A 13,704-nucleotide genomic window follows, 5' to 3' on the forward strand; every position below is an offset into this window, starting at 1 on the left:
TTTTGATCAGAATTGTTGTAGCAAATTTGTTAAATGTCTAATCGTCGCTTATGTCTATTCGAGCTCTTCGCTTCTAAAGGTCCTCGATCCTTAGCTCGGTGTCTGCATATTTCCAGGCTTCGCGAAACTGCTTTTCGGCTTCTGCGGCTTCCTTCGCTTTTTTCTGTGCTTCCAGCGATTTCCATAGTCCGAACAAGGACCTGCCGTTGTTTCGCGTGTATTTCAGGTCTTCATGAAAGACCTCCTCGGCCTCGGCGAATTTGCCCATCTGCAAAAGCACACCGCCGAGGGTTTCCCGCGACGGATCCTGGATCAGGGGGGGTTCATTATAGTCAACCTGATCTTCCTCGACGATGGCCTTTTTCAGTAATTCGACCGCAGTCTCGCGGTCTCCTTTGGCGACTGCGATCGCCGCATCGAGCTTCGCGTAAGAAATGATGTCCATCCGCTGTAACATCGTAGAGATCTTGGCAAATTGTTCCGGCGGCATCGTCTTCGACATCATCTCGTTCTCTACGGCAACGGCCTCCACTAAGGCCTTTCGCTCCGCTTCGGCAGCGGGAATATCTTTCTTCGCCGCGTATGCCAGCGTCCGGGCCCAATGCCATGCGCCCGGCCGCACAGGATCGACCGGAAGTTTCAATATCTCATCCCATTTCCGGAATCGAACCAGCTGCATTACGTCGTTTCCGCGATAAATTCGCTGCTCTGTTGGTGCGTTTGGAAAATTAAGATCAAAGACACGCTCGAGGGCGTTCCGGACCTTTTCATAATTCCCTTGCATGCTGTACGAATAGATCAGGAATGAATACACGTGCCCATAGTGCCACTGCTTGAAATCTTCCGTCAGGCCACTCATTGGAGTGCTCGCCGTCAATTCGTTGGCCTCTGCTGCGGTCTTGTAGTCGCCCATTCGCAAGTAGATGTGCGACGGCATGTGAATGATGTGGCCAAGCTCGGGTTGATCGAGTTTCAGTGATTGAATATTGTTGGCAGCTGCCAGAGCACGTTCCGGAGTCGGTGAATCTTCTACAGCGTGGATGTAGATATGCGTCAGGCCAAGATGCCTCGGATGCTTTTTGAGCCCGGCTTCAAGAACCTCGACCATCTTCTGAGCGCCACCGATCGCGGTGCCGTCGTTTCGCCATTTTCCCCAAAATGGGCCCGTATTCCCAATGCTCATCGCATATAGCGTGGCGGCGTCCGGGTCATCTGGTTGTCGCTTATGAACTTCGGCCATCGCGTCGCGATACGCGATATACAGATCGCTCTGTTTAGCTCCGGCGTCACCGGGGAGGAGTTTCGCAAGTGCTTCTATATATGATCTTTCATTCGCCGGCGAACTAAGCGAAAGGGCCTTGCGGATAGCCTCGTTCGCAGCTTTCATATCGCGGACGGCCCCGGACTTCGCGTTGCCGAGCCCGCTCTTTGCAAGAGCGACGCCCCACCATGCTATCGCGAGGTTCGGATCGAGTTCCGTTGCCCGGACGAAAGAACGAGCGGCATCGACCTCGTTGAAGGCGTAGTAAAGCGAGAGGCCTTGGTCAAAGTACCGCTGGGCCTCCTGATCCGATGTCGATACCTTGTGATTGACGAATCCCCTGCTATGGAGTAATGCGATCGGCTTCTCGGCGACCGGCGCAGCATGGGCGGCATGTTGCGTAAATGCGGAACTGCAGAGCAGCAGAATTGCGACGAGTGCGAGGTGTATTTTCACTATCTCTTCCTCCTTGGGGTTAGATCGCCGGTCGAGTGGAAGGCGTCGACTGAAAGTTAGTGCTTATATGCTCGATCAATGAGATCGACGCCTCAATGAAATAAATGGCTTTCGCTCGGACGGAGAACCGATCCAAACAGATCCGTCGTCGGTCTGTCGTTGCTATGCGGCGTATGATACGCCGATAACGAGTGAGATGTCCAACTATCAGCGGGACTCGAAGATAGCTTTTGCTGCATCGAGGTTTATGAACTTTCCACATCCGATCGGTGTGCCTCGGGACGGCCATTGGGCCAAACGTCGCGGTGCCGATCCCAATGACCGTACCGCGAGAATGCATCGGTCCATCAACATCTTGGGGCTGCATGCCCTAAATCACGCGTCTGAATTTTTGGTTACACACAATATATTGTGCTTGCCAGATATTGCCTTTTGATATTAAAGTAAAACCTGAATAAGGGAGGAGGTTAAGTTTGCTTACCGGAAGAGTATTGCTTTTGAACTTTTCTTACGAGCCGCTTGGCACCATTGGTGTTGCCCGGGCGGTGTGTCTGTGGTTTCGCGGCGCGGTCTTCATCGAAGAGCACGACGGCGACAACGTTCTCCGCTCTCCCTCGACGATTTTCCGTGTCCCATCTGTTATTCGGCTTCGGCATTATGTAAACGTCCGCCGCACGCGTCGTGAAACGACGATGAAGCGTGCCCGGATCTACATCCGCGACCGTTATCGCTGCCAGTATTGCGGCGACCATCGGCTCGCCAAAGACCTGACGCTCGACCACATTCTCCCGCGGGCACAGGGCGGCGAAAGCACTCCGGCGAACCTGGTCACGGCCTGCGTTGCCTGCAACCAGCGGAAAGGCAACCGCACGCCGGAGCAGGCGCGAATGCCGCTCCTGACCTCGCAAAAACTGCTGAGGCTCGGGCTCGACCATGTTCTGCTCTGCCACTACGCCGAATCGCGGCCGGAGTGGAAGAAGTACTTGTTCATGGATGATCTGGGCGATGAGCAGGTTCGGGCCGCGGCCTGACCTTTTTTGCTATAGATAAATCAACGCGGCCGGTCACGTCGATCGGCCGTTTTCTTTTTTCTCGGCGGAGTAGTTTAATTGGACAAAATCCCGGCCTCATAAGCCGAAGACTGTAGGTTCGAGTCCTGCCTCCGCGACCATTTTTTTGAGACGGCTATTCGGTTGCGTGACATTTGTCCGCATCCGGGTGTAAACTGCGTCTTTCAAAGTAAGCGAGGGCGTCCGAAACATTCCGGACGCTTTCGCTTTTTTGCATTGGAGAATATTGGCTATGCGATATTTTAGAAACGAGAAAGAGATACTCGACCTTGTGGCGAGCTTTGAATCGGCAACCATCGCTCGCGAGGATTGGCGGCACGCAGAGCACCTTGTCGTTGGGCTTTTCTATGCCGAGAGATACGGCTTGGAGGTCGGCACGGCCAGGATGCGTACGGGCATACTTCGGCTTCTGGAGAAGGGCTTTGGCGTAGATCTGTCGAAAGAAATGCCCTACCACGAGACCATTACGGTCTTTTGGATGCGAACGGCCTACGCGTTTCTGCTGATGACCCGCGGAGCCACAACGGTCGAAAGGACGAACGCCCTGATCGCCGCGTTCGATAAGGACTTCCCGCTCCGGTTCTACAGCCGCGAGCGGCTATTTTCGGAAGAGGCCCGGGCCGAATATATCAGCCCGGACCTTTTTCAGGAGGGGTCGTTGGAGGAAGAGATACATCGTTCGCTGATGCATGCCGAAGCGTTCGCGTGATCTGTGTCGTCCGCCTAGGCGACGGCGACGGCAGAGCGGCTCGCGTCTTTCATGGTCTCGGCCAGGATCGTATAGGCAGCCGCCCAAGCCTCTTCGGTCTCGCTCGTGAAATCGGACCCGAGGCCCTGTGCGAGTGTCCAGAGCAGTGCCGAACCCACGGTTTCGTAGTGCGAATCCTCGACGCCGTAGCCGGCATGCCTTGCCCCGAGCGACCGAACCGCCGGGACAATTTCATTAAGCCGATCGAGGCCCTTAACGGCGACGCCGATCATCTGCATCAACTTCTTTCCCTGTTCGCCGAGATCGCCTTTGAAGAGGCCTCGCAATGCAGGGTCGATCTCGAACAATCGGCCGTAGAAAAGTGCCGCGGCTTCGTCGGCCCGCGGGGCGATCTTGTCGAAGCTTTCCGTTACCAATTGGATCTGTTCATTCGTCATTGTTGTGTCCTCCTGATCTGGCTAAACGATGCGTATGATCACCCGCATATCGACAATATTCCGTGTCCTTTGCTTTAGGCTGTAACCGCGATTCATCTGTGACTGGTTGCCGTCAACCGTGTGTACTATCGTGCCAGGCCCTTGGCTGACGACGATGCCGATATGCCCGTTCTTCATCACATAAATGTCACCGGGGTAGCACGGACTTGTCCGCAAGATACAGTCCCGGTTTTCATTTGCCCACTTAGTCAGCTTGTACCCGCTCCAAAGCTTTTCCGGGATGAACGGCAGCGGCACAGCAAACTTATTTGCAGCCTCGCTCAGGCAGTAGTAAACGAAAAAGCCGCACCATTCGTGATTCGCCGATTTTGGCGAATGCGCCCGGGCTTTATAGATGTCGATCTGGGGCCCGCGATTCTGAGCCCCTACCTCTTTCACGCCCTTCGCCTCTTCCCGCAAGGCGACCACGGCCGCCTCGTATCTAACATGTTCGTATCTGTCCATCTTTTTCTCTCCGAGGAATAAAATCCAGAATCTGCGGCATAGGAGGCGGTCCTTATTGTTCGTTCCTTGCCGACCTCATCTTCCTCCATCTGAAGAAGAATGCGTTCGCGCAATGAAAGAACTATCATCGGCGAGAATTATTTTTCCCGACTTCGTGTGGTAAATTTGTCAACCTAAGGATTTGCGGGTTGTTTATCGGATGGCGGGAGTAGATTCAACGAATGTAACAGAGCTTTTGCGACGCTGGAGCGACGGCGATGAGGCAGCTTTGGCGGAGCTGACGCCGGTCGTCCACGACGAACTTCGGCGGATCGCCCGGCGGTATATGGCCCGCGAACGCGGCGACCACACGCTACAGCCGACGGCCTTGGTCAATGAGGCTTTCATTCGTCTGATCGGTTGGGACAATGCGAAGTTTGATAACCGCTCGCATTTTTACGGCGTCGCGGCTCAACTGATGCGGCGGATATTGGTCGATTTCGCCCGAAAGCGCCCGAAGCAGGACGGGACCGTTCTGCTCAAGCTTTCGATCGAAGCCGCCGCGGAAATGGACGGCTCGCCCGATCCTGAGATCCTGTCACTCGACGAAGCCCTCACCGCACTCGCCGAATTCGACGAGCGGAAAGCCCGCATCGTCGAACTCCGATTCTTCGGCGGACTATCCGTAGAGGAAACCGCCACAGCGATCGGCGTTGCCCCGATAACCATTATGCGCGAATGGCAGAAGGCCAAGGCGTGGTTGTACCTTCAACTCCAAAAGACCTGATAAAACAAGACTTAGTCGAAGAGTACTATCTCCCAGTTGATGTCGGCATATTTCGGTATATTGTAGAGAGCGTCAAATCCGTGAAACGTCCCTTTTCCTCTCCGGCCGACATCCTTTCGGTCGAAATCGTAAAGCCACATTGAGCTGTCGCCTTTGCCGTTACTTAGGCTGAACGTTCCCAAGCCGCGGCCTGTAGCCTTGTGTTGATACCAAGTGCCGCCGCTCGGGATTATGTGCATTCCCTCCGTTCGCGTCCAGGTATCAAAATCCCCGGAATACCATTTGTAGCTGACCTCCAACATCGCCTGAAGCCGGCCGTATGAAACAAGTACCGTCGTGATCTGTGCCATATTTCCTCCAATTAGCTGCGAACATAAGTTCGTGCAATCGGGAATGCGGTTCAGAGCCCGAAAACCTATCACCGGATCGGGAATTTTCCATTTGCCCTTCTAATTATGCTAACTTTGTGGCGATCCTGATTTTGTCCGTCGGTAGCACGGACAACCCTTTTTATGGACGCGGAACGCTGGAAAGAGATCGACGCGATACTCGACGCCGCACTCGAACTGCCGGCGGCGGAGCGGGAGGCGTTCATCGCAAGCCGTACGTCCCATGATGCCGAACTCGGGACCGCCGTCGCCGAACTCCTCAGGGCAGCCGCAAAGTCTGATCGTTTCATGGAGCGGCCGGCCATCAGCCTTGCCGCCGAATCGCTTGCCAACGCCGAGACCGAACGAACGAAGATCGGTCTGGTCGGTGCCGTAATTGCCAATTACCGTATCGAGCGAATGATCGGTGCCGGTGGAATGGGCGATGTTTATCTCGCCTTTGACGAAAAGCTGAAACGTAACGTCGCGCTCAAGATCCTGCCTCCCGAATTCAGCTCAAATGACGATCGCGTCATCCGCTTCGAACTTGAGGCTCGAGCCGTTTCGAAGCTAAACCATCCCGGTATCGTCACACTCTACGACATTGGCGTTTTTCAGGGTGTTAACTTCATCGCGACCGAGTTCGTTGAGGGCCGTACCTTGCGTGAGCTGATGAGGGGCGAGTTCAGGCTGCGCAATATCATTGCAAATTCCATCCAGATCTGCGACGCCCTTTCCGCTGCACATGAAAGCGGCATCGTCCATCGCGACATCAAGCCCGAGAACATAATGATCCGTCGCGACGGCTATGCAAAGGTGCTAGATTTCGGCCTGGCGAAGCTTACCGAGGTAGGGCCGGAATCGCTGCAGGGCTTTTCCGCGACCCAGAATGGCAGCATAATCGGCACGCCTGCCTATATGTCGCCGGTGCAGATAACGGGCGATAAGATCGACCGCAGGACCGACCTCTGGAGTGCCGGTGTCGTGCTGTGCGAATTCCTGACCGGCAAGCATCCCTTCAAAGAAAAGGACCGGCGAACAACCTTTGCCGCGATCCTGAATCGCCCACCCGAGCTGCCGAGCAGACTTAATCCGGATATCCCGGAAGAACTCGACCGCATACTTCTCAAACTTCTTGAAAAAGACCCCGACCGCGGATATCAAACGGCCGCCGAACTTCGGGGCGACCTCAGAACGCTGCTGCGGCAGATCGAGACCTCGGAAACACTTACGGCAAGCGGCTCCGGCAATCACCTCGGCCAGTCGGGCCAAGGCATCGAATGGTCGCTTTATGCCGCGGTCGTTTTTGCGGCCTTGCTGACAGGCTTTGCGATCTTTTATCTTTTCTTCACCGAGCCGCGTTCCGGCTTTTCCAAATGGGCCGCCGCCGAAAACGTTCCGATAACTTTCGAGGCCGGCACCGAGGCGTATCCTTCACTTTCGCCGGACGGACGTTCGCTCGTTTATACGGCCGATACCGGGAAAGGCGACGACATTTATCTGCTGAGGATCGGCGGTTCAAATGCGATCAACCTGACGGCAGATTCACCCAATCGGGACACGATGCCCGCCTTCTCGCCTGACGGCAACACCATCGCGTTTCGTTCGGACCGGGAACCTGCGGGTATTTATCTGATGGGTGCGACGGGCGAAAACCCGCGGCGGATCTCGGACATCGGCTTTTCACCGACCTGGTCGCCCGACGGTAGATACATCGCCGTCGCCACCGGACACCAGCCGATCCCGGCGGTAAAGGCCCGTAGTTCGATATGGATAATCGAGGTCTCAACCGGAAACAAGAGGCAATTGCTGGACGGAAGTGCCCTACAGCCAAGCTGGTCACCGCGGGGCGACCGCATTGCTTACTGGCGGACCGGAGATTCCGGGCGAACGGGTCATCGAAACGATACCCGCGGCAGGCGGAACCCCCGTGGTCTTCGCCGGCGAAGGTAACACCAATTGGAACCCGGTTTGGTCGCCGGACGGCACACATCTCTATTTCGCAAGCGATCGCCGCGGGAATATGGCCTTTTACCGGGCCGAGATCAATTTGATCACGGGTCTTCCGCTGACCGAGGCCCAACTTGTCCCGACACCGGGCCGATACAACCGCCATATCGCATTCTCGGCGGATGGCAGGCGGATGGCGTATGTTCAGACCTCCAATCGGTCTAACATCAAGCGGCTTGACCTTAATCCGGAAACCGGCAAGGCGATCGCCGGCCCTTCATGGGTGACGCGGGGTGACTTTGAATTCTCCAATATCGATATCTCGCCTGACGGTAAACGCATATACGCCCGGCTCATCAGAAAATCGCAAGACGATATTGTGGCTGTCGCGGCCGATACCGGAAACATTCAGGACCTTACAAACGACCTGCCTTTCGATCGCTACCCGCGTGTCTCTCCCGATGGCTCCCGCGTGATCTTTGTTTCCGACAGGTCCGGCACCTATCAGCTTTGGATCATGAGTTCGGACGGCACCGGGCTGCGGCAGTTGACGCCCGATTCCGATGGGACCGCGTCGATCCCTTCCTGGTCACCGGACGGAAAAAGGATCACCTACGATAACGAACGCACCACGTTCCTAGCAGAACTCAACGATTCGTTTGAGATGGTCAACGTGACGCCGCTTCCGCTAACCGAGAACGGCGGATGGTTCCGCGTTTGGTCGTGGTCGCCGGATGGAAAATACCTTGGCGGAAATTTCGATTCCGCCCACGGGCCCGGCATGGGCTACTACGATATCGCGGCACGAAAATATCACCGGGTTATTGACTTCCCCGCCTTTCCGAGTTGGCTCAGCGATTCTCGGAGAATGATCTTCATCCGCGACCGGAAACCCGTCATGGCCGACATTACGACTGGTGAGGTTCGTGAAGTATTTCCCGAGATCGCCGAGGACATACGTAACATCAAAGTGAGCAGCGATGGACGGACCGTTTTTTACTCGACCCACGAGAACGAATCCGACATTTGGATGCTGGACCTCGCTGATGAATGACCCTCCGCATTGAGCACCTTGACCGGAACTAATATACTGAAGTTTTCGTTCTTAACGGACACGTATGCTTAGATTTTTCAACACATTAACGCGGCAGGTCGAGGAGTTTCACCCGATCGAGGACGGTAAGGTCAGGATGTATATCTGCGGCCCGACCGTCTGGAATTTCGCACATATCGGCAACTTCCGAACGTTCATTTTCGGGGATGTCCTGCGGCGTTACCTTAAGTTCAAGGGCTACGAGGTGACGCACGTTTTTAACCTAACGGACATCGACGACCGCATCATCAAAGAGGCGAAGGCCCGCAACATTTCGATCGACGAATTTACTGCGCCGTACATTCAGTACTTTTGGGAAGACTTCGACGCCCTCGGGATGGAACGCCCGGAGGTTACGCCGCGTGCGACGCATCACATTGCGGAGATGATCGACATCATCGCCCGGCTGATCGAGAACGGCAAAGCATACGAATCCGACGGCTCGATCTATTACCGGATCTCGGCCTTTCCGGAATATGGAAAGCTCTCAAAGATCAATTTTTCTGGGAACATCCACGGAGCGAGCGAACGGATAGACACCGACAAATACGACAAAGAGGACGCTCGCGATTTTGCACTCTGGAAGCTGGTCGGCGAGGACGAAGAGCCGGGTTGGGCAGCTCCCTTTGGACGCGGGCGGCCGGGCTGGCACATCGAGTGCTCGGCGATGTCGATGAAATATCTCGGCGAAACGTTCGACCTTCACGCCGGCGGCCAGGACCTTCAGTTCCCGCACCACGAGAACGAGATCGCCCAAAGCGAAGGTGCGACCGGCAAGCCCTTCTCGCATTACTGGATACACAGCGAGTTCCTGAAGATCGACGACGTTACGATGTCCAAATCGAAGGGCAATTTCTTCACCTTTCGAGATCTGAAAGAACAGGGTTATTCGCCGCTCGGAATCCGGTACATGCTGCTATCGGTTCCCTATCGCAAGCAGTTGAACTTCACATTTGAAGGCCTGCAGGGAGCAGAGGCAACGGTCGAGCGGCTTCGAAATTTCCGCTCGCTTGTCCACGATGCAAAGGTCCGCGATGGCTCCAATCCGGCGATCGCAGAACAGATCAAAGCTCAACTCGCCGAGTTTGAGGCCGCGATGGACGACGACCTAAACACCGCCGTCGCTCTCGCAGCGATCCATAATCTCGTCCGAGAGGTGAACACGGCTCTTGCCGCCGAACAGCTTCTTTGCGACGACCGAATCTCGGTCCTCGAAGCGATCAAGAAATTCGATTCGGTCTTTGGAATTTTTGGCGAAGAAACGACCGAATTGCTCGATGCCGACATCGAAGCCTTAATAGAAGAACGCCAGTGCGCCCGCAGGGACCGCGACTTCGCCCGCTCTGACGAGATCCGCGACGAACTCGCCGCGAAAGGGATCATTCTTGAAGATACAAAAGACGGGGTTCGGTGGAAACGGAAATGAAGTTTGTATCTCCATTACGTACGGATAGCCCTGGAAACTGAAAATGCGGTACATACTTTGTTTAATTGCACTGACGTTCATTTGTTGTTCTAGAGGAGACCCGCCGTTATCGCTTTTGAGGGGTAAAATTTTAACCCCGGGGGGGGTGGTTTTGTCGGGGGGGGGTGGGGGGGGGGGGGCCCGCCGGCGCCCCCCCCGCCCCCGGGGGGGGGAAAAAAAAAACACCCCCCCCCCCGGGGGGGGGGCCCCCCCCCCCCCCCCCCCCCCCCCCCCCCCGCGGGGGCGGGGCGGGGCCCGCGGCGCCAGGACACCAAAACCCCCCCCCCCCCCCCCCCCCCGCCCCGGGGGGGGCGACCCCCGCCGGGCCCCGCCCCCGGGGGGGGGCGGGGCCCCCGGGCCCCCGCCCCCCCGGCGGGGCGGGGAGGGGGGGGGGGGGGGGCCCGGGGCCCGGGGCCCGCCCCGCGCCCCGGGGGGGCCCCCCACGGGGGGGGGGGGGGGGGGGGGGGGCGCCGGCGCGGGGGGGGGGGGGGGGGGGGGGGGGGGGGGGGGGGGGGGGTTTGTTTGTTGTTCTAGCGGTAAACAGCTGTTATCGGAGGAAGGTCAGAAACCGAGATTCCGATCCCAAACCCGCAACCCACGGAAGTTCAGGTCCCGCAGTTTAGGGCTAAAATGAGTGGGCGAGCTGAAACAGCGGACGGGACGCCGTTCTCGTTCCATTTGTATGAGTCATCTGAGGGTCTTTCAGTCTCGACAAGGTTCGAAACTCATAGTTCGCCAGCAAGTGCCGAGAGTGGCTTTGCAAGGAGCATTAGCGCGGCGGTCGAGGTCATTCAACAAGGACCGAGATTTGATGAGCACGGCCAGCAGGTCGGTGAGCGTGCACTATTAAAGACAAACAGAGAAGATTCTGATAAAACCCAGTACACGATCGTTGGGAACGAAGGCACTCACCTCTATTTCATCGAGTCTGATTTTTTGCAGGCAGCACTCGATTTTGAGAGGTGGTACAAGCCTCGAAGAAAATAACACGCATCCGGAGTTAAATCGCACATTAACGGTTCCGGAACAAGGTTTCACGCAGTGGAGATTTATTGAGGATCGCTTATAAACTTACCCCGCTGCAGAGCTCGCCGTCGATACTCGAATAGGCGAGCTTTACGGTCTTAAATGTGTCGGTGTCGCGACAATATGAGAGGCAGGTCTCGAAGGGCTTTGAGTAGATGTGTACGCTGACGGCACGTTCGTCGAATTCGGCAAGGTTTAGTATCTGGTGGATCGGCTCTTCGAGCTCGACTTTGGCCGTGAGACATTCGGCAAGCTCGAATGTATCCGTCTCGCGAAGTTTGCAGATCCCGGCGGCTTCGTCCATCGCCTCGACCGCAAAGTTTTGCCCTTTAAGCCGGCCGATCGGGACCGTCATCCAGCATCGCTGCTCTGAGTGGTTATGCACCTGCGAGACCTGCCCGCGTTCCCAGCAGATGGCCATCATCTCGAACCGGTCGTCCTTATAGATCAGGTTGCGGGTGTAGAACCTCTCGCTCCAGAAAATGTATCTGTCGATGGTATCCGTGTCGATCGGATTCGCGGAAAGGTAGTCGTAAACGGTCTCGCAGACGAACTCCTCGTCAGGGATCTCGCGAAGACCGGAAATGAGGTTGCTGATAGATACTCGATTCATCGCTCGTTTGCAGAGGCAGAACCGTTATTATTGTTGACCTTTCTTCAAAAAGTCAACGAACTCGGGAACGTTTCTCGTCAGCCCCGCATATGTCGCCAGCACTTTGCCGTCGCCGTCGAGTATCGCGTAAAAGGGCAAAGCGACAGTCTTGAACCTGCTTTCCTGAAACATCTGCTGCTTTTCGTAAATTTCGCCCGAGCCGTCGGTATAGAGCGAGGCGAGCACCATGTTCCTGAACTCGGCCTCGACCTCGGCCTTCGGGAAAACGTTCGCCTCCATCCATCGGCAGTTGGTGCAGGTATAACCGGTGAAATCAACAAAAAGCCGCTTATTTTCAGCCTTGGCTTTAGCGAGGGCTCCTTCGTAATCGTTCTTTATCCATTGCAGCCGTTCATCGCCGCTAGTTCCGCCGAGCAGCGACCGAGTCGGGTTTCCGCTGATGTCCGGCGGGAGAAATGCTTCGAGCTCGCCGAGCCTCGCACCGAATAATCCGGTCAATAAATAGAAGCTGATAGCGAGGCTGATGACCGCCGAAGCGAGACGGAATGCGCCGATCCGCTCAGGTTTGGAATCGTGCGAAAGCTGGAATTTGCCAAGGAGATAGATCGTGAGCGTCACGCCAATAGCGACCCAGACCGCCAATACGACCTCGCGGGTAAAAAAGCCCCATTTCCAAACGACGTCGACGTTGGAGATGAATTTCATCGCCGCCGCGACCTCGAGGAATCCCATCGAGACCTTGACCGAATTCATCCAACCGCCGGCCCGCGGAAGGCTCGATGCCCACTGCGGCACGAGGGCAAGAATGAAGAACGGCAACGCGAAGACGGTCGAGAAAGCAAGCATGCCGAGCAGCGGCATTTGCCAATCGCCCTGAGACGCTGCGACGAGTATCGTGCCGACGAATGGCGAAGTGCAAGTGAAAGAGGTCAGCGTAAACGTTAAGCCCATTAACAAGGCACCGATCACACCGCTTCCCTCGCCCTCGGACGATCGAGTTAGGCCATCGAGCCGCGTCAAAATGCCGCTCGGAATTGTGATCTCGTATGCACCGAAAAGGTTGAAGGCAAAGAAGAGGAAAATGCCGGCTATGAGGATATTTATCCAGGGATTGGCGGCGAAAAGGTTTATACCCGCAGCACCGACGAATATCGCCAGCAGCATCCCGAGCAAGGTAAACGTCGCAATTATCCCCAGCGAGTAGATCGTTGCCAACCTGACCGCTTTCGCACGGCTGCCTGATGCGTGGTTCGTAAAATACGAGACCGTGATCGGGATCATCGGGAAAACGCATGGCGTCAGCAGCGAGAGTGCCCCGAGCGTCATCGCAAGCCAAACGAATGGCCAGAGATCGGTTGGAGTTTGCTGGGTCGAGTCGATTTCGCCGGACTGGTTTTCAGCTGTTGTGGTTTCTGCAACAACGTCGGGGGTTGCCGAGACGACAACACCGCCGCGAACATCCGCCTCGCCGGCAAAGCTAACTCGCTTCGTTCTCGGAGGCAGACAAACGCGATCATCGCAGAGCTGAAATCGCACGTCGATAGCGATCGCGTCGGCCGATAAGTCCTGTGTTGCTTTCAGCCTGGCGGTAAATTCGACCGAGTTTTCGTAATACTTTGTCAGCAGCGGCTTGCCGTCAACGATAAAGTTCTGGTCCTCTTTCGTCTTTGGCGGCGGAAAGCCGACCGTGCCGATGAGTTCATACGGGTCCGATTCGGGCAAGGTAACGCTAGTCGCTATCGGCCCGCCTTCCGGCTGATCAAGCCCGTAAAGATACCATCCGGGCTCGATCGCGGCCGTTACCTTTACTTCGAACTCCTCGCCGGCTTTGATCGCCTTGCCTTTAACGGGCGAATCGAGGATCCATTTCGTAGGGTTCTGGGCAGCCACGCCGCCGGCCAGCAGAATAAGGACGAGAATTGCAATGAATGGTGCTCTCAGCATCATTAAAGATAATCTTAATACTTGCATCGTTATTCCTGAAAC

Annotated in this window: 12 protein-coding genes and 1 tRNA gene; 7 read left to right on the top strand and 6 right to left on the bottom strand. The window is 56.1% G+C overall.

Annotated elements, in window-relative coordinates; all coding sequences use genetic code 11:
- Window positions 1–73 precede the first annotated feature (73 nt).
- The gene (locus IPM21_00485; GenBank protein MBK9162394.1) at window positions 74–1,717 is read right to left on the bottom strand and encodes a hypothetical protein; all 1,644 of its coding nucleotides are present in this window, start codon (window positions 1,715–1,717) and stop codon (window positions 74–76) included.
- Between the two features lie 473 nt (window positions 1,718–2,190).
- Between IPM21_00485 and IPM21_00490 the strand changes: the two genes are divergently transcribed.
- The 3 genes from IPM21_00490 to IPM21_00500 all read left to right on the top strand — a co-directional run bounded on the left by IPM21_00490 (window position 2,191) and on the right by IPM21_00500 (window position 3,496).
- Window positions 2,191–2,748 carry an HNH endonuclease gene (locus IPM21_00490; protein MBK9162395.1) on the top strand — a complete coding sequence of 186 codons (558 nt, stop codon included), beginning with the start codon at window positions 2,191–2,193 and terminating at the stop codon, window positions 2,746–2,748.
- A gap of 63 nt (window positions 2,749–2,811) precedes the next feature.
- Window positions 2,812–2,888: transfer RNA gene (locus IPM21_00495), tRNA-Met, on the top strand.
- A gap of 131 nt (window positions 2,889–3,019) precedes the next feature.
- Window positions 3,020–3,496 (top strand): hypothetical protein, encoded by a 477-nt coding sequence (locus IPM21_00500; protein MBK9162396.1) that lies wholly within the window; start codon window positions 3,020–3,022, stop codon window positions 3,494–3,496.
- 14 nt (window positions 3,497–3,510) lie between these two features.
- Here the strand turns inward: IPM21_00500 and IPM21_00505 are convergent, their stop codons facing one another.
- Window positions 3,511–3,933, bottom strand: a complete 423-nt coding sequence (locus tag IPM21_00505; GenBank protein MBK9162397.1) for a hemin receptor — start codon at window positions 3,931–3,933, stop codon at window positions 3,511–3,513.
- Window positions 3,934–3,954: 21 nt separating this feature from the next.
- A complete protein-coding gene (locus IPM21_00510; protein ID MBK9162398.1) occupies window positions 3,955–4,437 on the bottom strand; it encodes a hypothetical protein in 483 nt (160 codons plus the stop codon).
- A 199-nt stretch (window positions 4,438–4,636) separates the two neighbouring features.
- Here IPM21_00510 and IPM21_00515 point away from each other — a divergent pair, with 199 nt between their 5' ends.
- Window positions 4,637–5,203, top strand: a complete 567-nt coding sequence (locus IPM21_00515) for a sigma-70 family RNA polymerase sigma factor (GenBank protein ID MBK9162399.1) — start codon at window positions 4,637–4,639, stop codon at window positions 5,201–5,203.
- Between the two features lie 11 nt (window positions 5,204–5,214).
- Here IPM21_00515 and IPM21_00520 read toward each other — a convergent pair whose 3' ends face one another.
- On the bottom strand, window positions 5,215–5,553 hold the full coding sequence (locus IPM21_00520) for a hypothetical protein (protein ID MBK9162400.1): 339 nt from the start codon (window positions 5,551–5,553) through the stop codon (window positions 5,215–5,217).
- Window positions 5,554–5,715: 162 nt separating this feature from the next.
- Here IPM21_00520 and IPM21_00525 point away from each other — a divergent pair, with 162 nt between their 5' ends.
- The 3 genes from IPM21_00525 to IPM21_00535 all read left to right on the top strand — a co-directional run bounded on the left by IPM21_00525 (window position 5,716) and on the right by IPM21_00535 (window position 10,040).
- On the top strand, window positions 5,716–7,524 hold the full coding sequence (locus IPM21_00525; protein MBK9162401.1) for a serine/threonine-protein kinase: 1,809 nt from the start codon (window positions 5,716–5,718) through the stop codon (window positions 7,522–7,524).
- Window positions 7,430–8,575 (top strand): PD40 domain-containing protein, encoded by a 1,146-nt coding sequence (locus IPM21_00530; GenBank protein MBK9162402.1) that lies wholly within the window; start codon window positions 7,430–7,432, stop codon window positions 8,573–8,575. Before IPM21_00525 ends, IPM21_00530 begins: the two co-directional genes overlap by 95 nt.
- Before the next feature lie 64 nt (window positions 8,576–8,639).
- Window positions 8,640–10,040, top strand: a complete 1,401-nt coding sequence (locus tag IPM21_00535) for a cysteine--tRNA ligase (protein ID MBK9162403.1) — start codon at window positions 8,640–8,642, stop codon at window positions 10,038–10,040.
- A 1,102-nt stretch (window positions 10,041–11,142) separates the two neighbouring features.
- Here the strand turns inward: IPM21_00535 and IPM21_00540 are convergent.
- Both IPM21_00540 and IPM21_00545 read right to left on the bottom strand, forming a co-directional pair.
- On the bottom strand, window positions 11,143–11,718 hold the full coding sequence (locus IPM21_00540) for a cysteine dioxygenase family protein (GenBank protein MBK9162404.1): 576 nt from the start codon (window positions 11,716–11,718) through the stop codon (window positions 11,143–11,145).
- A gap of 27 nt (window positions 11,719–11,745) precedes the next feature.
- Window positions 11,746–13,665, bottom strand: coding sequence for a thioredoxin family protein (locus IPM21_00545; protein MBK9162405.1), 1,920 nt, complete (start codon window positions 13,663–13,665; stop codon window positions 11,746–11,748).
- Window positions 13,666–13,704: the final 39 nt, after the last annotated feature.

Source organism: Acidobacteriota bacterium (assembly GCA_016716435.1).
Classification (GTDB): domain Bacteria; phylum Acidobacteriota; class Blastocatellia; order Pyrinomonadales; family Pyrinomonadaceae; genus OLB17.